General features: G+C 42.9%; 25 protein-coding genes. All 25 read right to left on the minus strand.

Features of this window, described 5'->3' with window-relative positions; genetic code table 11:
* Positions 1 to 915 carry a hypothetical protein gene (locus BLT_RS0111885; protein ID WP_017728018.1) on the minus strand — a complete coding sequence of 305 codons (915 nt, stop codon included), beginning with the start codon at positions 913 to 915 and terminating at the stop codon, positions 1 to 3.
* 337 nt (positions 916 to 1,252) lie between these two features.
* Entirely contained in the window at positions 1,253 to 2,545 is a 1,293-nt protein-coding gene (gene aroA / locus BLT_RS0111890) for a 3-phosphoshikimate 1-carboxyvinyltransferase (protein ID WP_017728019.1), read from the minus strand.
* 12 nt (positions 2,546 to 2,557) lie between these two features.
* The gene (locus BLT_RS0111895; RefSeq protein WP_017728020.1) at positions 2,558 to 3,655 is read right to left on the minus strand and encodes a prephenate dehydrogenase; all 1,098 of its coding nucleotides are present in this window, start codon (positions 3,653 to 3,655) and stop codon (positions 2,558 to 2,560) included.
* Positions 3,656 to 3,768: 113 nt separating this feature from the next.
* Positions 3,769 to 4,872, minus strand: coding sequence for a histidinol-phosphate transaminase (gene hisC, locus BLT_RS0111900; RefSeq protein WP_017728021.1), 1,104 nt, complete (start codon positions 4,870 to 4,872; stop codon positions 3,769 to 3,771).
* Between the two features lie 41 nt (positions 4,873 to 4,913).
* Positions 4,914 to 5,711 carry a tryptophan synthase subunit alpha gene (gene trpA / locus BLT_RS0111905; RefSeq protein WP_017728022.1) on the minus strand — a complete coding sequence of 266 codons (798 nt, stop codon included), beginning with the start codon at positions 5,709 to 5,711 and terminating at the stop codon, positions 4,914 to 4,916.
* Positions 5,708 to 6,904: a tryptophan synthase subunit beta gene (gene trpB / locus BLT_RS0111910; RefSeq protein WP_017728023.1), complete on the minus strand. Its 1,197-nt coding sequence runs from the start codon at positions 6,902 to 6,904 to the stop codon at positions 5,708 to 5,710. Before trpB ends, trpA begins: the two co-directional genes overlap by 4 nt.
* Positions 6,885 to 7,538 carry a phosphoribosylanthranilate isomerase gene (locus BLT_RS0111915; RefSeq protein ID WP_017728024.1) on the minus strand — a complete coding sequence of 218 codons (654 nt, stop codon included), beginning with the start codon at positions 7,536 to 7,538 and terminating at the stop codon, positions 6,885 to 6,887. The genes trpB and BLT_RS0111915 overlap by 20 nt, the downstream gene beginning before the upstream one ends.
* Positions 7,522 to 8,295, minus strand: a complete 774-nt coding sequence (gene trpC / locus BLT_RS0111920) for an indole-3-glycerol phosphate synthase TrpC (protein WP_017728025.1) — start codon at positions 8,293 to 8,295, stop codon at positions 7,522 to 7,524. The genes BLT_RS0111915 and trpC overlap by 17 nt, the downstream gene beginning before the upstream one ends.
* A complete protein-coding gene (gene trpD, locus BLT_RS0111925) occupies positions 8,288 to 9,313 on the minus strand; it encodes an anthranilate phosphoribosyltransferase (protein WP_017728026.1) in 1,026 nt (341 codons plus the stop codon). Before trpD ends, trpC begins: the two co-directional genes overlap by 8 nt.
* Positions 9,306 to 10,820 carry an anthranilate synthase component I gene (trpE, locus tag BLT_RS0111930; RefSeq protein WP_017728027.1) on the minus strand — a complete coding sequence of 505 codons (1,515 nt, stop codon included), beginning with the start codon at positions 10,818 to 10,820 and terminating at the stop codon, positions 9,306 to 9,308. The genes trpD and trpE overlap by 8 nt, the downstream gene beginning before the upstream one ends.
* Positions 10,821 to 11,102: 282 nt before the next feature.
* Positions 11,103 to 11,477, minus strand: a complete 375-nt coding sequence (gene aroH / locus BLT_RS0111935; protein ID WP_017728028.1) for a chorismate mutase — start codon at positions 11,475 to 11,477, stop codon at positions 11,103 to 11,105.
* A 1-nt stretch (position 11,478) separates the two neighbouring features.
* Positions 11,479 to 12,564 (minus strand): 3-dehydroquinate synthase, encoded by a 1,086-nt coding sequence (gene aroB / locus BLT_RS0111940; protein ID WP_017728029.1) that lies wholly within the window; start codon positions 12,562 to 12,564, stop codon positions 11,479 to 11,481.
* Complete coding sequence (gene aroC / locus BLT_RS0111945) at positions 12,564 to 13,736, minus strand: chorismate synthase (protein ID WP_017728030.1); 1,173 nt, start codon at positions 13,734 to 13,736, stop codon at positions 12,564 to 12,566. Before aroC ends, aroB begins: the two co-directional genes overlap by 1 nt.
* 185 nt (positions 13,737 to 13,921) lie before the next feature.
* Positions 13,922 to 14,701 carry a CheR family methyltransferase gene (locus BLT_RS0111950; RefSeq protein WP_017728031.1) on the minus strand — a complete coding sequence of 260 codons (780 nt, stop codon included), beginning with the start codon at positions 14,699 to 14,701 and terminating at the stop codon, positions 13,922 to 13,924.
* A gap of 205 nt (positions 14,702 to 14,906) precedes the next feature.
* Positions 14,907 to 15,350 (minus strand): nucleoside-diphosphate kinase, encoded by a 444-nt coding sequence (gene ndk, locus BLT_RS0111955; RefSeq protein WP_017728032.1) that lies wholly within the window; start codon positions 15,348 to 15,350, stop codon positions 14,907 to 14,909.
* A 109-nt stretch (positions 15,351 to 15,459) separates the two neighbouring features.
* Positions 15,460 to 16,431: a heptaprenyl diphosphate synthase component II gene (gene hepT, locus BLT_RS0111960; protein WP_017728033.1), complete on the minus strand. Its 972-nt coding sequence runs from the start codon at positions 16,429 to 16,431 to the stop codon at positions 15,460 to 15,462.
* A 10-nt stretch (positions 16,432 to 16,441) separates the two neighbouring features.
* The gene (locus BLT_RS0111965) at positions 16,442 to 17,305 is read right to left on the minus strand and encodes a menaquinone biosynthetic enzyme MqnA/MqnD family protein (RefSeq protein WP_017728034.1); all 864 of its coding nucleotides are present in this window, start codon (positions 17,303 to 17,305) and stop codon (positions 16,442 to 16,444) included.
* Positions 17,302 to 17,907, minus strand: coding sequence for a UbiX family flavin prenyltransferase (locus BLT_RS0111970; RefSeq protein WP_017728035.1), 606 nt, complete (start codon positions 17,905 to 17,907; stop codon positions 17,302 to 17,304). Before BLT_RS0111970 ends, BLT_RS0111965 begins: the two co-directional genes overlap by 4 nt.
* The gene (locus BLT_RS0111975; protein WP_017728036.1) at positions 17,904 to 18,767 is read right to left on the minus strand and encodes a UbiA-like polyprenyltransferase; all 864 of its coding nucleotides are present in this window, start codon (positions 18,765 to 18,767) and stop codon (positions 17,904 to 17,906) included. The genes BLT_RS0111970 and BLT_RS0111975 overlap by 4 nt, the downstream gene beginning before the upstream one ends.
* A gap of 16 nt (positions 18,768 to 18,783) precedes the next feature.
* Positions 18,784 to 19,497: a demethylmenaquinone methyltransferase gene (gene menG / locus BLT_RS0111980; protein WP_017728037.1), complete on the minus strand. Its 714-nt coding sequence runs from the start codon at positions 19,495 to 19,497 to the stop codon at positions 18,784 to 18,786.
* A gap of 6 nt (positions 19,498 to 19,503) precedes the next feature.
* On the minus strand, positions 19,504 to 20,328 hold the full coding sequence (locus BLT_RS0111985; RefSeq protein WP_017728038.1) for a heptaprenyl diphosphate synthase component 1: 825 nt from the start codon (positions 20,326 to 20,328) through the stop codon (positions 19,504 to 19,506).
* A 351-nt stretch (positions 20,329 to 20,679) separates the two neighbouring features.
* Positions 20,680 to 20,898 carry a trp RNA-binding attenuation protein MtrB gene (gene mtrB / locus BLT_RS0111990; protein ID WP_017728039.1) on the minus strand — a complete coding sequence of 73 codons (219 nt, stop codon included), beginning with the start codon at positions 20,896 to 20,898 and terminating at the stop codon, positions 20,680 to 20,682.
* Positions 20,899 to 20,912: 14 nt separating this feature from the next.
* Entirely contained in the window at positions 20,913 to 21,479 is a 567-nt protein-coding gene (folE, locus tag BLT_RS0111995; protein WP_017728040.1) for a GTP cyclohydrolase I FolE, read from the minus strand.
* Positions 21,480 to 21,623: 144 nt separating this feature from the next.
* Positions 21,624 to 23,102 carry a stage IV sporulation protein A gene (spoIVA, locus tag BLT_RS0112000; RefSeq protein ID WP_017728041.1) on the minus strand — a complete coding sequence of 493 codons (1,479 nt, stop codon included), beginning with the start codon at positions 23,100 to 23,102 and terminating at the stop codon, positions 21,624 to 21,626.
* 248 nt (positions 23,103 to 23,350) lie between these two features.
* Positions 23,351 to 23,948, minus strand: a 598-nt coding sequence (locus tag BLT_RS21835; protein ID WP_017728042.1) for a hypothetical protein, incomplete at its 5' end; no start/stop codon positions are given.

Raw genomic sequence — 23,948 nt, forward strand, 5'->3', positions numbered from 1 at the left:
CTAAACGGTTGCATCAGCTATTTGAAGAAATTGCCCAGGGCGGAGAACAGGAATGGCTTTCCCTGAACCTGGACGAATTTTTACAAATTGATTCGCTTTAAGGACACGCCCGCGCAAGACAACAACGTTTGGCTTGTCTTTATCATAATCAAGTTCGTTACTCTCAGCAACTGATGCGCTTGAATGAGGCTGATAATATAGCAAATAATCAGCATCTCCTCCTACGCGTAATTCACCTTTTCGCGGATAAATCCCCATTTTTTGAGTCGATGATTTGCTCCATGACTCGTTATCTTCTAATGATTCAACACAGGTAGGTAGCTTGATATTTGTGGCAATCCGCTCCCATATTTTCATCGCCTGCTTTTGCTCCTTGGTTGAAAGAAGACGAAAATCCGGTTGGAAAACAACAGGATAATGAAAAAGCGGTTCTTTTAATCGTGACCAAGGTACAAGCAATAATTCATCTAAACAGCTAACCTGAAAACGAATAAGGGGAATTTTTTTGCTTTTGCACAACCGTAAGACGGAAGGTCGAAGAAGAATTAGAGGGATAGCCAAGCCAATGACATAATCAAGAAACGAGTTATTCATTTGATGAAACGCCCGTTTGATCTCAAAAGGCAATGACCGTTCGTAGTCTGCTTTTGCATAATATATGACTGTCGTACAGCCTTTTTCAAGTAAACGACCCATTCGATTTTTAAAATCGGCAGGATCCTCAGCTTTTGCAAGCTGCTCGCCACACATTACTCTCCCTGGGGCAATTCGAAAGTCAGAAACGTGTAAATGAGGATATGCGATGGCATTCAGCTGTCCGTTTGCATAGACAATTTGTTCATCATCGATTACGTACGACTGCCTAATTAGTTGGTCGTCCAACTCTTTTAATACATTTTTTATAATATAGGCCATACTCTTCGTCCCTTTCTTCCCCAAATAGACATGCTTATAGACAACCTATGAGGAAAAGAAAAAAAAATGCCTGCTTTTAAGTGGAAGCTTATCCATATTTCCTTTGTTTTCAAACAAAAAAAGACCTGATTCGAAAACGAAAACGCTTTCAAATCAGGCTTTAGCAAAATAATCGCTAAAAAAAGTATAGTATGGATAGGAGTGGAGAGAAACCATACGCTTATATTTATTATACCTAGTTAACATGAAATGTCAATGTCATTTTTCGAAAAATTTAAACGATTGCTCGAATTATTTGCTCCCTAACCTAGCTTTCGCGGCAGGGAGCAACGCGTTCTTATTTTTCACTTAATTTATTAATATCATCGAAAAAGGTTGGGTAGGAAACAGAAATGGCTTCACTACGCTCAACCTGGACTGAATCGCTCGCCACAAGTCCAGCTATCGCCATGGCCATACCAATGCGGTGATCGCCAAAGCTTTGAACCACTCCACCAGATAAGGTTGTAGGCCCTTCGATAATCATCCCATCATCCGTGGCTTGAATGGTTGCGCCAAGCTTTGTTAACTCACTAACAACCGTATCAATTCGATTTGTTTCTTTCACTTTGAGTTCTTCTGCATCTTTGATTACAGTCCGTCCTTTTGCTTGCGTTGCAAGGACAGCGAGAACTGGAATTTCATCGATCAAGCGAGGAATTAACTCCCCTCCTATTTCCGTACCATGGAGCGTTGACGTTTCAATCGTAAGATCCGCTACAGGCTCTCCGCCTTCAAGACGTTCATTTTCAATTTGAAGGCTTGCTCCCATTTGCTGCAAAACATCGATAACGCCAGATCGAGTTGGATTCAAGCCAACATTGGTCAACGTTAGCTTGCTGTTTGGTGTAATGGCACCTGCAACAAGGAAAAACGCTGCCGAGGAAATGTCGCCAGGAACGACAACATGACGTGCTTTTAGTACTTGCCCCCCTTTTACAGATACCGTTAAGCCGTCTCTTTTCACTTCGACGCCGAATGCTTCAAGCATCCGTTCTGTATGATCCCGAGAAAGAGCAGGCTCTATGACAGAGGTTGTCCCTTCACTTTGCAAACCAGCAAGGAGAATGGCCGATTTTACTTGGGCACTTGCCACTTTTGATTGAAAAGAAATTCCTTTTGTTTGTCCACCGCGAACAGATAATGGGGTGAAATTCCCATCATCACGGCCATCAATTTGTGCTCCCATTTCTCGTAAAGGAACGGTTACACGTTTCATTGGACGCTTTCCAATTGAATCGTCGCCGATCACAACAGAATGGAAGGGCTGCGTTGCGAGAATTCCGAGCATCAGCCGTGTGGTCGTTCCAGAGTTTCCAACATCTAAAATCTCAGCTGGTTCTTCTAGTCCCTTCCAGCCCTTACCATGTACCGTTACTTTCTCTCCCTCTTGGACGATTTCCACTCCTAACTTTTGAAAGCAGGCAATCGTACTTAAACAATCCTCACCTGCTAAAAAACCTTCAATCGTTGTCGTTCCCTCTGCGAGAGCGCCAAACATTACCGCTCGGTGAGAGATCGATTTATCACCTGGAATTCGAATGGTGCCACGAAGGCCCCCATGAATTGGTTGAACCGTTTTCGTTGCCATATTATCTCCTCCTTACATTGTATATGTTTCATACATTTCTCGATGAAGGGCTGACTTTGCTCCTTCTCGATCTTCCTCTGAACGAAAGCTCAAGACAAGAACTCCCATAATATCCTCACGTGTTTCTAAAATTCGTATATTTGTAATGCTAATTTCGGCTTTTCCCAAAATGCCCGTTACATCAGAAATCACTCCAGGATGGTCTGGGACGTCAACATACAAATCATAAAAAGAAGGGATCGCACCTTTTTTATGTACTGGCAAGCCATCACGAAAGGCTTTCGCCTCCTCAAAGTAACGGAAAATTCCTTCATCATCCGCTGCTTCGATAAGAGCTTTTACATCATTCATCTCTTCTTGCCAAGCTTCTAATAAGCGTAAAAGGCTTTCTTTATTATGGAGCAAAATATCGCGCCACATAACAGGGCTCGCCGAGGCAATTCGTGTAATATCTCGAAAGCCTCCAGCTGCTAAACGAGACACGAGGGGCTCCTCCCCTTCGATTTTTGAAACTTGATGGACGAGGCTTGCCGCAACAATGTGTGGGAAATGGCTAATTGCACCTGCTAGCTTGTCATGCTGCTCAGGTGTCATTTCAATAAATTTTGCTTTTGTCCCCTTAAGCCAATTTTGCAGTTGAATGACTGGTCGAATCGATGAACCATCTTCAGGCGTCAAAATATAAAAGGCGTTTTCAAACAAGTGGACCCTTGCCGCTTCCACTCCTGTTTTATGCGAACCTGCCATCGGATGCCCGCCAATAAACATGACCCCTTTATCATTTAAGCATTTTGCCTTTTCTACGATTCGTTGTTTCGTGCTTCCTACATCTGTAATTAACATGCCTTCCTTTAAATCATACTTAGCGATCTCTTCAAGTATTTTTTCTGTTTTTGTAACAGGTGTCGCAATGATGACTAAATCTGCATCTGCTATCCCTTCTTGGAGATTGTTCGCTTGTTCATCGATAATACCTAGAGAACGAGCCATTTTTAGCTGTTGTTCATTGATGTCATAGCCAGAAATTGTAACATCATGTTCTTTTCGTATTGCAAGGGCAATCGAACCACCGATTAATCCGAGTCCGATGATAAAAACCTTTCGAGCCAACGGATGATCTCTCCTTTCTCGATCCAACATCTTTCTTCCCTACCCTGACAAGGAATGAGTCCCATTGAAAAAACCGTCCATTTCCTTATATCTGAAAGGACGGCTCCATATCGTTACATTTGTGGAACGGGACTTTCCTTCAACAACTGAGTTAATGCAGCAATAATCCCTTCATTTTCTTCTTGTGAACCGATTGTAATACGAATGCATGAAGGGAATCCAAGCGCTCTTCCTGATCGGACGATGTACCCCTTTGTCAGTAAGTAATCAAACACCTCATCACTCGGTCGTTTTAAATCAATCAGAAGAAAGTTCGCTTGAGTCGGGTAATAATAAAGCTTATGCTCTTCACAAAATGCCTCAAACTGAGCAATCCCTTGCTTATTTTTTTCAATTGAGTGCTGAATAAACGCTTGATCCTCAAGACCAGCGATCGCCGCCACATGGGCAAACGTCGTATTATTAAAAGGAGGGCGAATCGGCTCAATCAAGCGAATGATCTCCTCTGAAGCGATTCCGTAACCAACCCGCAGCGCAGCTAACCCATATGCTTTGGAAAAAGTTCGTAAAATAACAAGGTTATCATAAGAATCAAGCATCTCAATGGTTTCAGGATAGTCATCTGCTGTCGTATATTCGTAGTAAGCTTCATCTGACACGACGAGAACCCCTTTCGGAACGCGCTTCATGAATGAATGAAATTGTCCTTCATTCACATACGTACCTGATGGGTTGTTCGGGTTACACACCCATACAATTTTTGTTTTCTCATCAATCGCATGAAGCATGGCTTCTAGATCGTGTACACCATTTTTTAAAGGTACTTCCCGAATTTCCGCGCCTTCAATGGTTGCATTTAATTTATATTGAGAAAATGTTGGAAACGCTGTGACCGTATTTGAATCAGGCGTTAAATATGCCCGACATAAAATTTGAATCACTTCATCTGAGCCGTTTCCAAATATCAATTGGTTCGGTTGGACCCCCACATGCTGCGCAACACGAATTCGTAAGTCTGTTGCATAGCCATCTGGATAGATTGCTGTTTTTGATGCTGCTTCGCGAATCGCTTCAGCCACCTTAGGTGATGCACCAAATGGATTTTCATTCGAGGCTAGTTTAATGACCTTTTCAAGACCTAGCTCTCGCTTTACATCTTCAATTGGCTTTCCTGGCACATACGCAGGCAGACCAACAATTTGTGGTTTAATGTTCAACTTTAGCACCTCACCTAGTGAAAGTATAGCTTACCTCTATGTTACGATGAAATGAGTGAGAGAACAAACCTTTTTATTTTTTCTAAGCCTTCTTTTCTCGTTTTTTCATCGCGAAGCTCCTGCTCTAATTCGCCAATCAAACGCACAATGGCGCTTCCTACAACGATTCCATCTGCATGATCAGCAAGCGCTTCAACCTGTTCACGCTTGGAGATACCAAATCCGACTGCAACCGGAACGTGACTGTACGTTTTCACCGTTTGAAGAAACTCATAGACCCTTGGATCTAATTCGTCACGAACGCCTGTCACCCCTAATGATGATACACAGTACAAAAATCCTTGTGCCTGAGAGGCGATTTTTTCAATTCGACTTTTCGATGTGGGGGCAACGAGGGAAATAAGGGCTAATCCATGCTGCTCACAGCGCTTTTGCAAAAGCGCTGATTCCTCAAAAGGAAGGTCTGGTACTAAGATCCCATCAACTTCATACTCAGATGCTTTTTCAACAAAGTTTCCTTCGCCAAATTGTAAGAGGGGGTTGACATACGTAAAGACAACCACAGGAATCGTCAGCCCTTTAGCACGCATTTCAGGAACAAGCTCTAATGCTTTTTTTAACGTCATCCCTTGAGCAAGTGCACGCTTTGATGCCTCTTGAATGACTGGTCCGTCTGCCAAGGGATCTGAATATGGAATGCCTAGCTCTAGCAAGTCAGCACCCGCTTCTTGCAAGGCCACTGCAAGATCAACGGTCGCTTCAGGTGTCGGATCCCCAGCTGTAATAAAAGGAATAAATAAATTGCGTTTGTTTGCGATGTATTCATTTAACCGACTCATGCTTCGTCACCTCGGAAATGCTTCATTAGCGTATGCACATCTTTATCACCACGGCCTGATAGACAGACAAGAATGCGGGCACCTTTTTCCAACGTTTTCGCCCGCTCAAACGCTTTCGCGAGGGCATGAGCAGATTCAACAGCTGGAATGATCCCCTCTGTCTCAGATAGTAGTTTCAAGGCATCGAGAGCCTGTTTATCCGTTACCGCCTCGTACTGAACACGACCCTCGCTTGCTAAATAAGCATGCTCAGGCCCTACGCCTGGATAATCAAGTCCTGCTGATATGGAATAAGGCTCAGTAATTTGTCCGCCCTCATCCTGTAGAAGATACGTCATCGACCCATGAATGACCCCAATCCGTCCTTTTGTAATCGTTGCTGCGTGCCGGTCAGTATCCACACCCATTCCTGCCGCTTCGACACCAATTAAACGGACATCGTCCTCAAGAAACGGGTAAAACGTTCCGATCGCATTACTTCCCCCACCAACACAAGCAATCACTTCAGTTGGTAGCGTGCCTACTGCCTCTTGAAACTGAGCTCTTGCTTCATCGCCAATAATTCGTTGGAAATCACGAACCATACGTGGATATGGGTGAGGACCAACAACAGAACCAATTAAATAAAACGTATCTTCAGCGTGTGTTACCCAGTAGCGGATCGCTTCATTTGTTGCATCCTTTAACGTCTTACTCCCCGATTTAGCAGGAATGACTTCAGCACCTAAAAGCTCCATCCGAAAGACGTTCAACGCTTGACGCTCCATGTCTTCTTCACCCATAAACACTTTGCATTCAAGGCCGAAGCGTGCAGCAATGGTTGCCGTTGCTACACCGTGCTGCCCTGCACCTGTTTCAGCAACGATTTTTTTCTTGCCCATTCGTTTTGCGAGGAGCGCCTGACCCATTGCATTGTTCAGCTTATGCGCACCTGTATGGAGCAGATCTTCACGCTTTAAGTAGATCTGTGCCCCACCTAAAGCTTCACTAACATTTTTTGCATAGGTTAACGCTGTCGGGCGTCCTGCATATTCCCGCAGCTGCTCTTTATAATCTTCATGAAAGCTTGGATCTGCCATTGCCTCCTCTAATGCTGACTCTAATTCCTCAATTGCACTCATCAGTGTTTCAGGAACATACTTTCCGCCGAATTGGCCAAAACGACCGCGCTTATCAGGATATGTCATGTCCATGTTGATTTACCCTCATTTCTATCTGTGAAATTCGCTCAGCATTTTTTTGTTCTTCTGATTCAATCCCACTTGAAATATCGATCCCAGCTGGTTTATACGAAAGCAAACCAGACACATTTTCCGGTGTGATTCCTCCAGCTATAAAAACGAGCACACCTTGGCGTTTTCCCTCTTCAATGTAAGCAGGGATGTGTGACCAGTCAAAGGTTTGACCTGTTCCACCCCACTGTCCTTTTACCTTGCTGTCAATGATGAAGCCGTCAACGATCCCTTCATAGGATTTCATCGCATCAATAGCCGTCTTAGAATGATGGATCGCCTTCCATACAGGAAGCTTGCATCGTTCCTTAATCGCCTTCACTTCCTCTGGAGATTCAGAGCCATGACACTGGATGATATCAATTGGGGCTTTTTTGACAACTTTTTCAATCTCCTCGATCCGTTCATTAACAAACAGGGCGACAATTTTTTTTCCGTGAACAGGTACGACCTTCAACCATTCAGCAACGTCATCAGCCTCAACTCGACGTTTACTTTCTGCGAATACGAAACCAAGGTACTCTCCATTTGAGGCAACGGTTGTTTTAACATCCTGCATTGAACGATTGCCGCAATACTTAAGAACGGGCTTCAATTTGTTCCCCTCCGAACAAGTGATAAATGCCTTCCTGAGGAGTACGTGCACGCATAAGCGATTCACCAACTAAAACCCCTGCTGCTCCAGCCTGTGCGACACGTTCGATATCTGAACGGTTAAAAATTCCACTCTCACTAAGAAATAGACTGTCTTTAGGAATCATTTCACTCATTAATTCAGTCTGAGCTAAGTCTGTTTCAAATGTTTTTAAATTCCGGTTGTTCACACCGATTAAGGTAGGTGTAAAAGTCGAGAGAAGCTCTTCAAGCTCTTCTTTACTATGAACTTCGACTAAGCACTCAAGACCTATCTCATGTGCAATCTTATAAAAATGATGAAGGGTTTCAATCGGGACGGTTCCAACAATGAGCAAAATGGCATCAGCACCGATTCGCTCACTTTCCTCAATTTGGCGCTCATCGATAATAAAATCCTTTCGTAGCACCGGCAAATGTACGGAGCGTTTGACCGCAGTTAAATAATCCCGATGTCCTTGAAAATATAGCTGATCGGTTAAAACTGAAATGGCGTCCGCTCCACCTTCTTCATAGCCTTTCGCAATCTTAACTGGTTCAAAATCTTCCCGGATCAAGCCCTTTGAAGGAGAAGCTTTTTTTACTTCTGCTAGTAAACCAACAGAACGGTTTGGCTTACGTAGCGCCTCATAGAGAGAATATTTCGTTACCTCGACTTGTTCTGGAAGCTCAAGATGTTCGACTTCTTCACGCTTTGTCTGAATAATCTTCTCAAGCATGCTGGGACTCCTTTCGTTCTCTCTGGAGAGTAAGAAAATGGCGGTATACGTCACCGCGTTCAACCGCCTCACGAACAAGCTCCACACCCTCACGAATCGATTTTACACGATCAGCGACATAAAGGGCTGCACCAGCATTAAAGAGAACGATTTGCTGCGCTGAATCGTTTGCTTCTCCAGCAAGAACTTGTTTGATCAGCTCTCCGCTTTCAGCAGCAGATGAGACTTGTAGGTCTTCTAATCTGCCACGTGTTAATCCCACATCTTCTGGCGTCAATGTATACTGCGTTACTTTCCCGTCCTTCACTTCAACAACTTGAGTCGTACCTGTAATGGAGCACTCATCCATTCCGTCTTCTCCCGTCACAAAAAGGGCATGTTTCGTCCCTAGTCGATTTAGGGTTTCCGCCATTTTTTTTGCAAATCCCGTATCATAGACGCCTATTAACTGATGCTTTGCTCGCGCCGGATTCGTAAGGGGGCCAAGGACGTTAAAAACGGTTCGGAAGCCAATTTCACTTCTAGGGGTTACTGCATACTTCATGGCTACATGGTAAATCGGCGCAAATAAAAAGGACATGTTTTGCTTTTCAAGTGCTTCCGCTGCCGCCTCAGGTGTGCTTTGAATCGGAATGTTTAACTCTTCAAGTACATCGGCGCTTCCGCTTTTAGAAGAAACAGCGCGATTTCCATGCTTTGCTACTTTTACACCCATCGCTGATAAAACGAGAGCTGTCGTTGTGGAGATGTTAAATGTATTAGCACCATCGCCACCTGTTCCACACGTATCCACCACATCTTCAAAGGTATGGGGAATGGTAATCGCATGACTTCGCATCGCTTGGGCAAAGCCAGTCATCTCATCGACCGTCTCGCCACGGAAGCGAAGGACCGTCAAAAAACTCGCAATTTGGCTAGGTGTGGCATATCCCTTCATGATCTCATCCATGACATTTCTAGCTTCTGCTTCCGTTAACGTCTTTCCTTCCATGCATGCTTTTAGTATGTCTTTAAGCATGACGCTTCGCCTCCTTCTCCCCAAACATCGCTTCAGCCACTTGCACAGCCTTCAACAATGCTTTTGCTTTATTTCTCGTCTCTTCATATTCATTTTCAGGAACAGAGTCTGCTACAATTCCTGCTCCAGCCTGAATAAATACTTTGCCATCTTGCACCACCATCGTTCGAATCGCAATGCAGGAATCAATGTTTCCATCATAGCCAAGGTAGCCAATCGCACCTGCATAAAGTCCTCGCTTCGTCGGTTCAAGCTCCTTTAAAATTTCCATTGCGCGGATTTTAGGTGCACCAGACACGGTTCCCGCCGGAAAGGAGCGATGGAGCGCTTCAAGTGGGTGAAGCCCTTCGCGCAATTCACCTGTAACCTTTGAAATGATGTGCATCACATGTGAAAATTTCCCTATTTCTAAGAGCGCCGGTGTTTTGACAGAACCATAGGTAGCAACCCTTCCCACATCATTTCTTGCGAGATCGACGAGCATGTAATGCTCCGCACGCTCCTTTTCATCTGCAAGTAACTCTTCAGCAAGTGCATCATCCTCTTCAGGTGTCTCTCCTCGCTTACGCGTACCCGCAATCGGATGAATCTCCACATGACGGTTCTCCACCTGCACGAGCCGCTCTGGAGAGCTACCCACCACTTCTTTGTTGTCAAATTTCAAATAAAACAGATAAGGAGACGGATTAATCATTCGTAGCACTCGGTACAAATCAAGAGCTGAAACCGTGACATCCATTTCAAAACGCTGTGAAAGAACAGCTTGAAAAACATCCCCTGCGCGAATATATTCCTTAATCTTCTCCACATCTTTAAGGAAGGCATCTTTTTCATAATTCGACCGTACGCCCTCAAAGCTAACAGGGCCTTCAAGCTGAGGTGGTGTGCCAAGACGCCCCGCCCTTCCCGGCTGATCCAGACGGTCAACGAGCGCCTGAATGATTTGCACTGCTTCCTGATAACGATCTTCAATCTTTCCTTTTTCTTGTGTCTCGCTAAAATGGGTAATCGTTAGCTGCTTTTGCGTATGATCGTAAGTAATCATTGTTTGACAAAAAAGGAAGTGATAGAGAGGGTCCAGATGCTTCTTTCCTTCCACAGCGAGACTAGGCTCAATTGTATCGATGGCATCATAAGCCATGTAACCGACAGCTCCGCCGCGAAACGGAATGGGTAGCTCAACTGGCTGCACCTGTAAGGCCTCTAATGTCTGATCAAATGCTTTTTGAAAGCTATCCTGCTTAACAATGACTCGACCAGATCGATCGACCGCTTTGTACATGCCTAATTCCTCAATTAATTCGATCATTGGGTTCAACCCAATAAAAGAATAGCGAGACCATGGCGATTCATCATCTTTGCTTTCAAGGATAAAGGAAACCTGCTCATTTACTTGTTGAACAATTTGAATAGGGGTAATGGCATCGGCAAAGAACTCACCGACCACCGGAACAGTTTTGTAGCTGCGCGCAGCTTCTACAAAATCCTGGTAAGAGGTCATCTTCATTTACATTCACTCCTTTGTCTGTGGAATGAAAGAATGAAGGAGAAGATTAGGGGGAGAATATCTTTATTCGTATATACAAACTCGGCAAGAAGCCAAACGTCATCTACACGGCTACGTCAATAGGAACGTGAGACACCAACAACTAAAAAAGCCCCAAGACGAGGCGTCTAAGGGCATAATGTACATACGTATCCCTCTGCTCTGCTCTCCTCAACTCAACTTCATTCTCAACTCGACTCTTCAATCTCACTTACTCGTTTCAATGCTTTTATTTTACCTTGATTAGGAATCTTTTGTCAACTTCAAGTCTGGTCGAAGCTTTACGGCATCATGTAAATAGATGTGCTGTACGTCCTCTTGTTGTAAGGCTGTATTCACCGTCATCATCACACGAATACAACGAGGTAAACTATTTGGAACAGGAATTTCAAGTGCACACATCACAGGGACAAAGGTCCACCCTTCAATGCGACGTAACGCCTTTGCCGGAAACGTGGATGGCAAATCTTCCGTTACAGTAATTAACACTTGGGCCACGTCCGCTGGCTCAATGTTATTCGCTTCACACATTACTCGAACAAGCTCCTCCGTTGCATCAAGAATTTCCGCTTCATTGTTTTCATACACCGTTGTTGCTCCTCTTACTCCACGAATCATGCTACGCCTCCTTACGCAGTTTATCTAGAAGCTCGTAAATCCGAGTTTCGTCTACACTGTCAACGAAGGCTTCACCGACTTCTTTCAGGAGAACCATACGTAACGTACCAGCTTCTGCTTTTTTGTCTTTTTTCATTGTTTCTACTAAACGTTCACTTGATAGCTGCTTTGGTATCGTCGTTTCATAGCCTAGCCCTCGAAACCACAATTCTGTTTCTTGAATCGGCAAGCGGACTGCCAGTCGATCTTCACTTACTCTCATCGCAAACAACATTCCAATAACGACCGCTTCCCCATGAGTCATTTCACCATAGCCAAGGTTTGCTTCAATTGCATGACCCAAAGTATGACCGAAATTAAGTAACGCGCGTAAGCCAGTCTCTTTTTCATCCTCAGCGACGATTGCCGCTTTCACACCAATGGAACGAGCGAGCATTTCTTCTGCCACTGCACCTTTGACGGACTGCAGATCATCAATTTGCTCCTGAAGCCAGCTTAAAAATGACTTATCACAAATAAACCCGTGCTTCATCACCTCAGCAAAGCCAGAACGCCATTCTTTTTCAGGTAATGACGATAATGTCTCAGGATCATAAAGAACGGCCTCAGGCTGGTGAAACGCACCGATCATGTTTTTTCCCAGCGGATGATTGATCGCAACCTTTCCACCGACACTGCTATCATGGGCAAGCAATGTCGTAGGCACTTGAATGAACGGAATTCCTCTCATAAATGTCGCTGCGACAAATCCTGCTAAATCACCAATCACACCCCCACCTAGGGCAATGATTAGTGATTTTCGGTCAAGGCTCTTCTCTAATGCTCGTGTTAAAAGCTCATCAAAATATTTGAATGATTTTGTCGCCTCTCCACTCGGTACAATCGCCTCATAGACAGGGTAGGAACCAATCAAGCCTTCCTTCACATCTGCCAAATAACGCTTGGCGACAACATCGTCTGTAATGATTAAAACCGAAGAAGGCTTGATCTTTTTTTCCTGCAAATAATGACCAATGGTCTTTCGCACACCCTCTTTAATGACAACATCATAGGTTTTTGAAGATGTTTGAATCGGTAACGTGGTCATTAAAATAACCTCGCTTGCTCATTATGACGCTCAATATTTTCAGCAATTGCCTCCACTTGGTCAGAACCAAACGTTTCAAGTAATGCGTTCGCTACTTCCCAAGCCACAACTGCCTCAGCTACAACTGAAGCTGCTGGAACTGCACAGCTATCTGAACGCTCAATGCTTGCTTCAAATGTTTCTTTTGTTTCAATATCTACACTTTGCAACGGTTTATAGAGCGTCGGAATCGGCTTCATTACGCCACGAACAACGATTGGCATACCATTTGTCATGCCACCCTCTAACCCACCAAGGTTGTTTGTTTTACGGTAGTATCCTCTTTCTTCACTCCAAAGAATTTCATCATGTACTTCACTTCCAGGTCGTGACGCCGCCTCAAAACCAATGCCAATCTCAACGCCTTTAAAAGCATTTATACTCATGACTGCCGCTGCAATTTTCGCATCGAGCTTCCGATCGTAATGAACATGACTTCCAAGTCCAATTGGCGCGCCTTCAACAATAACCTCTACCACGCCACCAATGGAATCTCCGTTTTTCTTTGCTTCGTCGATCAAATTCATCATTTCTTTTTCCGCTTTTTTATCTAGACAGCGTACAGGAGATGCTTCTGAACGTTCTTGCAAGTCTTTGATGGATGTGTAGTCTGTATCAGCTGCCTTTACACCGCCGATTTCCAGAACATGGCCAGCAATTTCCATCCCAAAGGTCCGTAGAATCTTTTTGGCCACAGCACCCGCAGCAACACGAACTGTCGTTTCCCGAGCTGAAGAACGCTCTAGCACATTCCTCATATCGCGATGACCGTATTTGATTGCACCATTTAAATCTGCATGACCAGGACGTGGACGGGTAAGCTTGCGTTTAACTTCTGATTCTTCTTCCTCAGAAATCGGTTCTGCACCCATAATCTTTGTCCAATGCTTCCAATCTTTGTTCTCAACAACAAGAGCAATCGGTGCCCCGGTTGTTTTCCCATGTCGAACGCCACTTAAAATTTGAACCTGATCCTTTTCAATCTGCATCCGCCGTCCTCTTCCATAGCCACCTTGCCGACGTGCTAAATCCGTATTAATATCTTCTGCCACAAGCTCCAAATGGGCTGGTACACCTTCTAAAATCGTCGTTAATTGGGGACCATGTGATTCTCCAGCTGTTAAGTATCTCATCGCGACTCCTCCTACTACAATTCATCTCTTTATCGCTTTTATGCGTTAAATTATAACATACATTTTAAAACCTGTCTTTGCTTATGTACATTACGTTGCTATTAATTGTTCATTTTAACAAATGCACTGAACCATTTCATCCTTTTTTCGATAAAAATAGAGTGGGAAGTTGTTGTCACCACTCTCTAGCTTTCTGCTTTACGATAAAAAAATGTATCTTCCGTTTCGAATCCATAAGATGCTGCATTAAAAATCTGCTCTGTGCTCCCGACAAAAAGAACCCCACCTGGTCGCAAGGCCTGACTAAATTTATGGTATAGCTCATGCTTCGCCTCTTCCGTAAAATAGATCATGACATTTCTGCAAATGATAAGGTCTGCATTCTCGATAAACGGATCGGCAAGTAAATTTTGTTTTTGGAAGCGAACCGTTGCCTTCACTTCTGGCTTTACTTTGTAACCCATGCTGTCCTTCTCAAAATAGTGATTTAACACATCCGCTGGTACTTCCTTGAGCGAACGTTCACTATATAGGCCGACTTTTGCCCGCTCTAAGATTTGCTGATCAATGTCTGTTGCCAATATCGAAATATCTCTCAATGGCACATGCCCTGCCATCACCATTGCAAGGGTATAGGGTTCCTCTCCTGTTGAACAGGCGGCACTCCAAAGCTTTAATTTTTTATTCTCTTTAAGAAGCCGAGGGATAATCTTTTTGTCTAATACCTCCCAGCGGCGCGCATTTCGATAAAATTCTGACACATTGATGGTCATGCGATCTAAAAATTCATTAAAAAATGCTTCATTTTTTGTTAGAGCGTTAAAATAACTCATAAAATCTGTAAAACCTCGTTTATCACGTAGTGCTTTTAGGCGTCGCTGCATTTGTGCTTCTTTATAAAGAGCTAAATCAATTCCCGTTTTTTGTTTGATTTTCCCAATAAATTGCTCGTAATCAGTAGTCATTTTTAATCTCCTCATAACGAAAACGACATTTTATCTAGCGATAACAAGTATCGACATCTTCCTTTGTTTATTATAGACTTTTGTCCATTGGTTGAAAAGAACGCTCGTCCCCTTCAGACCGTATTTTCATTAAAAGCCGATCAAAAAAAAAGCTACCTGCATATTTTGTCCGGTAGCTTTCAATCGCTTATAAGCGCTTACAATCTTACACCCATTTATTCATTGCTTTTTCGTACGTATTCAGCTCTTTTTCATCAAAAAAGATACCGATTTCACGCTTTGCACTTTCAGGAGAATCTGAGCCATGAATTACATTCATTGCCACTTGAACCCCAAAATCGCCACGAATTGTGCCAGGATCAGCTTCTGCTGGGTTTGTTTTCCCCATCATTGTACGAGCGGTTGAAATCACATTTTCCCCTTCCCATACCATTGCAAATACAGGGCCAGACGTAATAAAATCAACAAGCTCTCCAAAAAACGGGCGCTCTTTATGTTCAGCATAATGGGTTTTTGCTTGCTCTTTTGTAACCGTCATCAATTTTGCAGCAACTAATGTAAACCCTTTCCTTTCAAAGCGAGAAACAATTTCCCCAATTAAGTTACGTTGTACACCATCTGGTTTTACCATTAAATATGTTCGTTCCATGTTACACCCTCACCCTTCAATATGTATGATAAACCTTCATGATTATAGCAAATATAAAGATTTATCGCAACATTAAGAAAGGCTGCCTACGAATTAGACAGCCATTGTGTTAAAATTTTCGCTTTCCGATAAACATTGCAATCTCTCTAAAATAGGTTTTCGCTTTCTGTTCAGGCAGCGGCTCTAATGCTTTTAGTGCCTTCTCTAAGTACCGATCACTGATCGATAGGGCATATTCGATCCCACCTGAATGTTTAATCGCTGAAATGACCTCTGCCATATCCTGATGCTCAAGATACGGATTTGAAAGTGTTTCTTTAATTAAGGCTTTTGATTTATCGTCATGATATAGAGCGTAAAGAGCAGGTAACGTTACATTCCCTTGCAATAAGTCTCCACCAGCTGGCTTACCAAGCTGCTCCTCTGTTCCAACAAAGTCTAAAATGTCATCGGTGATTTGAAAGGACATGCCCACATAATAGCCAAAGAAGAAGAGTTTTTTTTGGATAGACGGCTCTGCTTTCGCAGCAAGAGCACCTAGCTGGCAGCTAACAGCAATAAGTAACGCTGTTTTTCGTTTAATTCGTCGAAAATAAATACGCAAATTTTGATTCCAATTATATTGATCACGAATTTGCTCTACTTCTCCAACACACATTTCCACGATCGCATGTGAAAGAATTTGATGAATTTTCGGATCATCAAAAAAGGTTGATGCTTCAACGGCTTTAGCAAAAATATAATCTCCCGTATACATGGCGACACGGTTATCCCATTGTGATTTAATCGTTTTTTTCCCACGGCGAAGCTCGGCATCATCGATAACGTCATCATGTACAAGTGAAGCCATATGAATTAATTCAAGGGGAACGGCTACATGCTTCAGCACATCAATATTATAGTTCCCGAATTTCGCAGCCAATAAAACTAAAACCGGACGAATTCTTTTTCCCCCTGCTTTTAATAAATGCGTTGAAGCCTCCCGCAAGACATCATGCCGGGCTTGTACATTCGCTTCAAGCTCTTTCTCAATAATCGAAATATCCGATTGAAATTTCATATAAATGTCAGCTAGATTCATAGTGCCCACCCTACATAAAACTGGAGTGATGGTTGGAAACGTCACTCCAAATTTGAATTGATTCAACTGGTTCCTTTAAAAAACCATGTTCATATGCCAACCGATAATAAAGGAGTAGACCTTCTTGCTCCTTTTCACCAAACGAATACGTAAGATGAGTAAAATAATGCTCCCAAAACGGCACTGTACCGCCAAGACGTTTTTGGATCGCAGCAATCATCGGGCGATACGCATCCTCCATGCTTTTTCGTTTGCTATCGATAAATTGCTGATACAATTCAGCTAAAAGTTCAGCATGTTCATCTATCGCGTCCTTGCGAACAGCAAATACTGCATAGGTCATCGGCAAGCCTGTCCACTCTTCCCATAGCTCCCCTAAATCATATCGATAAATGCGGTCATCAACACTCCATGATGAGGCAATGGCCTCATCACCGATCAGAAGGCAAGCATCATGTTCTTTCATCATCTCTTCATAATTTGGGGCGGCTACGGTATAAGTGACATCAATTTTATAAAATGCAGCCAAAAGAAGTTTAATTAAATGAACAGATGTTGCCGATGTTGATGTAAGGGCAATTTTTTTTCCTGTCAATTCAGCAATCGGAACGTTAGAAAATAAAAAAATGGATCCAACTTTTCCATGAGCCGAAACTGACAATTCCGGAAATAAAACATATTTATGCTGCTGCTGTGCATAGGCAAAGGATGAAATCGGGCCAACGTGAATTCTACCACTGGCCATTTCACGATTTAGATGTGCAGGAATTTGCGGGACAAACAAACATCCGTTTTCTTTAAGCCAATCTCGGCTTAGATAATAAAAGAACGGTAGTGTATTCGTATAACTAATTTCCCCTACGGTTAACGTCATCGTTCTTCCCCCCATCGGGTGAAAAGATGATGTTCGATGCCAAGTTGATCGAGCGCTTTTCCAACAACAAAGGAAACAAGATCGTCAAGGGTTTTCGGTAATTGATAAAAACCCGGCATCGCTGGCATAATCGTTGCACCCATTTTCGATAGCTTTAACATATTTTCTAAGTGAATTTGGTTTAACGGTGTTTCTCTCGGAACGATGACAAGACGACGCCCTTCCTTCAGCACGACATCTGCTGTTCGTTCTAATAAATTCCCTGAGGCACCGTGGGCAATCCCTGATAGCGTGCCCATCGAACATGGTATAATAATCATCCCATCTTGCCGATAGGAACCACTGGCAATAGGAGCTGTATAGTCATGCAACGGATGAAAGAAAACGCCTCCATCGCCTTCTGAGAACAAGTCGACAATGACTTTCCCCCGATCGGTCGTATCAAGAAGAAGCTCCTCACGAAACACTTGCCAGCCAGCTTCTGTAATAACAAGGTGGACCTTATATTGCTGACGTACGAGCTCTTGGACAAGGCGCACGCCATAAAGCCCTCCACTGGCTCCCGTTATTCCTACCGTTAAAATGCCCTTGTGATTTGTCATAACAGCATGTCCCCAATCGTAAATACAAACATTACTAAGCTTAAGATGCCATTCATTGTGAAGAATGCAACATCTACTTTTGATAAATCGTCTGCTGAGACAAGGGAATGTTCATACAACATAATCCCACCAGCAATGAGCACTCCTATTAAATAGACATATCCAAGAGGGGTTATAAAAAACATAAGAATAAAGGAAACAAAGCTTATGATGTGAAAGCCTTTCGCCAGTTGAAGTGCCTTCTTAATTCCGAAACAACTGGGAATGGAAAATAATCCTTTTGAACGGTCATAGTCGGCATCCTGTGTTGCGTAAATCACGTCAAACCCTGCAGTCCAAAGGGCGACAGCAAGAAACAATACCATCGCATCCCATGTTAAGGTTCCAGTGGCACCGACCCATCCACCTAGAGGAGCAATCCCAATCGTAATCCCTAAAATGAGATGACAAGCCCATGTAAACCGTTTTGTGTACGAATAAATGACAAGAAAAAATACAGCAACCGGGAGTAAAATAACCGCTAACATGTTTAGTTGATACGCTGAAAAAAAGAGAAGAGCCAACGACACGAGTATAAAAAAGTAGACTTCAAGCTTCGAAACAAGCCCAGCTGGAATCGCCCGTGATTTCGTTCTCGGATTCGCTTTATCAATTTGTGCATCAATGACACGATTTAACGACATGGCAGCGCTTCGTGCTCCAACCATTGCCAACGTAATCCATAGCCATGTGCTTATGCTTGGCCATTCTCCATTGATTATCTGCGCACCTAAAATTGCACCAAAATAAGCAAACGGAAGTGCAAAAACCGTATGTTCAAACTTAATCATTTCTAGGATGATTTTTATTTTTCTAACCACAATATCTGCCTCAATTCTACTTTGAACCTTTCTTCTTCCCTAAATGCATGGCACAAACGCCCCCTGAATACGCTTTTACTTCCACGTCCGTTAACCCTGCCTCACGAAACATCTCAGCAAGCCTGTCTCTCCCTGGGAAAGACATGGTCGATTCCTGCAGCCACGAATATTCGTTATAGCTTTTCGCAAAAATTTTGCCGAACAAAGGCATCACTCGGCGAAAATAAAGGAAATACATTTGCTTAAAAACCGGAATCGTCGGCTGCGATGTTTCTAAACAAACGACCATTCCACCAGGTTTTACCACACGTCTCATTTCCTTTAAAACCTGCATATAATCCGGAACATTACGCAATCCAAACCCGATCGTCACATAATCAAATGTATTATCGTCATACGGAAGCTCCATCGCGTTACCATGACGTAATGTCACTTGGGTTAGCTTCTTTTCTAAAATTTTTTGTTTTCCTATTTTAAGCATATTTTGGCTAAAATCAAGTCCTTCAACACGGCCCTTCTCCCCAACTGCTTCGGCAAGGGCGATGGTCCAATCTCCTGTTCCACAGCAAACATCCAAAGCTGATTGACCGGCTTTCACATCCATACGTTTCATTGTATCTTTTCGCCATGCCTTGTGGCGTTGAAAACTAATAACTGAATTCATCATATCGTACTTTTTATAAATGGATTCAAAGACTTGATGAACACGCTCTTCTTTACTTTTTGCCATGATTGTCTACCCTTCTTCCGCAACTTTATCTGTTTGTACTGATGAACCGAGAAGGTGGTCCACATGGTCAATGACAAATTTTTCAATTCGCTGCATACCTTTTGCCGCCGTTAGGAGTCGATCTTTTACGCCTTCCACTTTTTGCTCACAAATGAGCAGGATGTCTTCTTTCTCCTGCTTTTTAAGCGCTAACTCTTGTGAAGCTTCACCAAAATAATCAAAAATAATTGCACGAATCAGCGGAACACTTTTCCCTTTTAACCATGCTTCTTTTTCAGCAATCAGTCGCTTTAAATAAAAGAAGTCTGCAATGACATCCTTCCAAGCGGGGAGTTGAAAATGTTCAGCCATATTTTGCGTTAAAATTGACTCAATTCGCTTTACAATTTCTTCAGCATTTTTATATGGAAGCCGTTCTTCACGGTAAACCGTCATTTTATCTTCGTTAATTTCTTGGATCGAATGACTAAAAATTCGGATGATTGGCAAGTGATTGCCGTCCGCAAGCAAATAATAATAGAGACTGCTATAATAATCACCCGCAAGTATTTTTAATTGCCGATTTTTTTTAATAGAGTCGGACTTAATATTATGGAGGGAGACTTCTTCATGGATATCTAGTGCTGCTTGAGCAAGCAAAGCTGATAGAATGAAAACCTTCGTATCTTTTTTTGCTAGCTTTTCAGGAAGCATCGCATACATGAAACGAATCTTATCTTCATCAACTTTCGGCTCTGTTATGTATTTTTGTAAGTATGAGTGCTGAATTAATCCATAAAAGCTTTGCTTAATTTCTTCTACTTTATCATTTAAATGTTCCATTCTAACCATGAATAAGTCCCCCATATACTGAAAACATTCGTTGTTGTTAAGGTGTCAGGTCAATCCTTCTTTTTCTTTACCTATAATCATTCAAAAGACAAGATCGAATCCTATTATAGCATAATTCCTTAGACCCGATAAGCAACATATCCTTAAAGTGATCGATTAGAATTGCCCAAGGCGCCCGCCTATCCGCGACAAGCACGGGAAACTGTGCCTAAAAAACGATTTTTGTTTTTCTTAGGAAGAGCAGAATCGACCGCGAGCAGCTTGCGCCGCAGCTAGACAGCTTTAAAATTCAATACTTTCTTCTTTCTTATCTGCTAAGGAAAAGAAAAGCAGGGGATCCTGCTTTTCCTCCTATTCCTCTGTATCTATTGTACCGTGACGCGTCTGAATAATGGCTTTTCCTCTTACCTTCACAGCAGATGTATGCTCTGTAAATTGAGCAATCATTACTTCGCCTTTGTCCAATTTCTCTGAATGGTGAAAGCGTGTATCGGTTCCCCTTGTTAGCCCAATCACGTTTACACCGTTTTCTTTTGCTTTAATAATGAAAAAATCCGCATTGTCGCTCATCCCCAGCCTCCTCGTTATGCTTTGATTAGAGCCAAAACCTCGGCCCGCGCTGCTTGATCGTTTGCAAATACCCCTCGAACAGCAGATGTAACTGTAGACGAGCCAGGCTTTTTCACGCCACGCATCGTCATACACATGTGCTCTGCTTCAACGATAACGATCACACCATGAGGGTCAAGTGTTTCAACTAAAGAATCTGCAACCGTTGACGTAATTCTCTCTTGTAGCTGCGGTCTTCTAGCAACAGCCTCGACTGCACGAGCCAGTTTACTTAATCCTGTCACTTTTCCACCGCGAGGAATATAACCAACATGGGCTTTTCCAAAAAAAGGAACTAAGTGGTGCTCACACATTGAAAAAAATGGAATGTCTTTAACTAAGACTAACTCTTCATGGTCCTCGCCAAAAACCGTTGCAAAATGCTCTTTCGGGTCTTCATTCAACCCTTGAAACACTTCTTCATACATTTTTGCCACACGTTTTGGTGTATCTATTAACCCTTCACGTGAAGGATCTTCTCCAATCGCTTCTAATATCATCACGACAGCCTGCTTAATTTTTTCGTGGTCTACTGTGCTCAACAATTTATCCCCCATTCGTACAATCCAAATTTTGTTCATCCTTGTAACAAAATTTTCTTATCTTACGTAAGACATCTTTAAAATTTTAGCATATTTGACCATGAAAACGCAAAAAAACTCCCTTTAGTAAGGGAGTTCTGGCGATTAGAGGATAATGGCAATCAGACCACCCGAACCCTCATTAATGATACGTTCTAATGTTTCTTTCAATTTGTACCGAGCATTTTCAGGCATTAGCGATAATTTAGCTGAAATTCCTTCCCGAACAATGGAATTTAAGGAACGTCCAAAAATGTCAGAATTCCAAATCGAAAGTGGATTCTCCTCAAAATCTTGCATTAAATAACGCACAAGCTCCTCACTTTGTTTCTCCGTTCCAATAATCGGAGCAAATTCCGATTCAACATCGACTTTAATCATATGGATGGAAGGGGCTACAGCCTTTAAGCGAACACCAAACCGTGAGCCTTGGCGAATAATTTCAGGTTCATCAAGGCTCATATCCGAAAGTGCAGGTGCTGCAATGCCATAGCCTGTTTGTTTTACCATGCGGAGTGCATCTGACACTTGATCATATTCAGATTTCGCGTGGGCAAAATCCTGCATTAGCTGCAGCAAATGATCCTTGCCGCGAATTTCAACCCCGACCACTTCTTTCAGGATCTGGTCATATAAATCGTCTGGAGCGTACAAATCAATCTCCGCAATTCCTTGGCCCATTTCAATCCCTGCTAATCGAGCATCATCAATAAATTCATATTCAGAAAAATGACCGACAACCCTGTCTACATCTCTAAGGCGTTTAATATCCTTCACCGTATTTCGAACGGATTCCTCATAGCTTTGACGAAGCCAATGATCTTCTTTTAGTACCATCACCCAGCTCGGTAAGTTCACATTTACTTCATGAACAGGAAATTCAAACAAGACTTCTCGAAGAACATTGTTAATGTCTTGTTCTGTCATGCTTTCAACACTCATCGCTAAAACTGGTATATCATGCTCCTCAGCTAGACTTCTTCTTAGCTGCTCTGTATCAGGATGATGTGGTCTGACACTATTTACGATCATAATAAACGGCTTTCCAACCTCTTTGAGCTCTCCGATTACACGAGACTCTGCTTCTAAATAATCATAACGAGGAATCTCGCCGATCGACCCATCGGTTGTGACGACAACTCCAAGTGTTGAATGTTCCGTGATAACTTTCCTTGTACCGATTTCCGCCGCTTCTTGAAACGGGATCGGCTCCTCATACCACGGTGTATTGATCATCCGCGGGCCATTTTCATCCTCATAACCTTTTGCACCCGGTACCGTATAGCCGACACAATCGACAAGGCGAACATTCACATTTAGCCCTTCATCCACATGAATTGAAATGGCTTGATTTGGAACAAACTTTGGCTCTGTTGTCATGATTGTTTTCCCAGCAGCGCTCTGGGGAAGTTCATCTTGTGCTCTTGCTTTTTCTGATTCATTTACAATATTAGGCAATACGACAAGTTCCATAAATTTTTTGATAAACGTCGATTTTCCTGTTCGGACCGCTCCAACCACACCTAAATAGATGTCACCGCCAGTCCGTTCAGCAATATCTTTAAAAATATCAACCTTTTCCACGTGATCCCCTCCCGATCAAGTAAAGATATAAGATTCGTCAATCTCCTGCTAATCTTGGACACTATCATATGTATGATGTTGTCCACAAAATATACCTTAGCAACTGAGAAGAACGGAAAGAAAGCATTTGATTTCTTTGACGAATCTCTCCTCACGTCAGCAAACGTGTGTACCGAGAAGGGGTTGTAAAAAAAGAATGCCCCCTTCCTTTTGTATGTATATGATCGGAAGAGGACATTATACCGTTCTTATTCATTGTTTTCATAAACATTTGGCAGGCTCATATCATAGACAGGCTCACCTTGCTCATTAATCGAATACGGAATCGAAAAAGCAGGGACAAATGGAGAACGCTCTACTAATAAGTCACGGATATCTTCTCCAGGCTCTACCTCAACATCACTTTCTTGCAGCAATATATTCAAATCCGTTCGATAGTCAATCACAATGTCCCCACCATTTGTAAGAAGTAATGGCAAATACGTATCATGATAAGGACTTGGTACGAGAGGAGCCTCTCGATAATTCAATGCCTCATAGTCAAGAGTAAAAAGACCGACATCTAAGATTTCATCCACAGGTGCATACGTGTGTTCACGCATATATTGATTTAGACGCTGCTGCAGCCGCTGAATCTCTTCCAATGGTCGTAAATCAATCAATTTAATTTCCGGTGCTTTGTCTACATTCACGAGCACATATTGAAACACGCCACCATTCTCGAAGGAGTTTCCTGGCGGCTGCTGTATATACCTTGGCACAAGCTGATTAAAGTCCACAGGGTATCGCTGATACACAACTGTATTGGCATCTCTCGTCTTTATCGGTAGAACACCTGTATCCGCC

Origin of the sequence: Halalkalibacterium ligniniphilum (assembly GCF_000334155.1) — a bacterium.
Taxonomy (GTDB): domain Bacteria; phylum Bacillota; class Bacilli; order Bacillales; family Bacillaceae_D; genus Halalkalibacterium; species Halalkalibacterium ligniniphilum.

Excerpts from the sequence above, each read along its gene's own strand:
- ndk (WP_017728032.1), bottom strand. The coding sequence starts at position 15,350 with ATGGAACGAACATATTTAATGGTAAAACCAGATGGTGTACAACGTAAC.
- hepT (WP_017728033.1), bottom strand. The coding sequence starts at position 16,431 with ATGAATCTAGCTGACATTTATATGAAATTTCAATCGGATATTTCGATT.
- trpC (WP_017728025.1), bottom strand. The coding sequence starts at position 8,295 with ATGCTTGAGAAGATTATTCAGACAAAGCGTGAAGAAGTCGAACATCTT.
- BLT_RS0111965 (WP_017728034.1), bottom strand. The coding sequence starts at position 17,305 with ATGACGTTAACCGTAGGGGAAATTAGTTATACGAATACACTACCGTTC.
- aroC (WP_017728030.1), bottom strand. The coding sequence starts at position 13,736 with ATGAGATACTTAACAGCTGGAGAATCACATGGTCCCCAATTAACGACG.
- trpA (WP_017728022.1), bottom strand. The coding sequence starts at position 5,711 with ATGAGTCGGTTAAATGAATACATCGCAAACAAACGCAATTTATTTATT.
- trpD (WP_017728026.1), bottom strand. The coding sequence starts at position 9,313 with ATGCTTAAAGACATACTAAAAGCATGCATGGAAGGAAAGACGTTAACG.
- trpE (WP_017728027.1), bottom strand. The coding sequence starts at position 10,820 with ATGAAGATGACCTCTTACCAGGATTTTGTAGAAGCTGCGCGCAGCTAC.
- aroH (WP_017728028.1), bottom strand. The coding sequence starts at position 11,477 with ATGATTCGTGGAGTAAGAGGAGCAACAACGGTGTATGAAAACAATGAA.
- aroB (WP_017728029.1), bottom strand. The coding sequence starts at position 12,564 with ATGACCACGTTACCGATTCAAACATCTTCAAAAACCTATGATGTTGTC.
- BLT_RS0111970 (WP_017728035.1), bottom strand. The coding sequence starts at position 17,907 with ATGACAAATCACAAGGGCATTTTAACGGTAGGAATAACGGGAGCCAGT.
- BLT_RS0111985 (WP_017728038.1), bottom strand. The coding sequence starts at position 20,328 with ATGGTTAGAATGGAACATTTAAATGATAAAGTAGAAGAAATTAAGCAA.
- BLT_RS0111885 (WP_017728018.1), bottom strand. The coding sequence starts at position 915 with ATGGCCTATATTATAAAAAATGTATTAAAAGAGTTGGACGACCAACTA.
- menG (WP_017728037.1), bottom strand. The coding sequence starts at position 19,497 with ATGGCAAAAAGTAAAGAAGAGCGTGTTCATCAAGTCTTTGAATCCATT.
- BLT_RS0111950 (WP_017728031.1), bottom strand. The coding sequence starts at position 14,701 with ATGACTACTGATTACGAGCAATTTATTGGGAAAATCAAACAAAAAACG.
- mtrB (WP_017728039.1), bottom strand. The coding sequence starts at position 20,898 with ATGAGCGACAATGCGGATTTTTTCATTATTAAAGCAAAAGAAAACGGT.
- trpB (WP_017728023.1), bottom strand. The coding sequence starts at position 6,904 with ATGGACATGACATATCCTGATAAGCGCGGTCGTTTTGGCCAATTCGGC.
- aroA (WP_017728019.1), bottom strand. The coding sequence starts at position 2,545 with ATGGCAACGAAAACGGTTCAACCAATTCATGGGGGCCTTCGTGGCACC.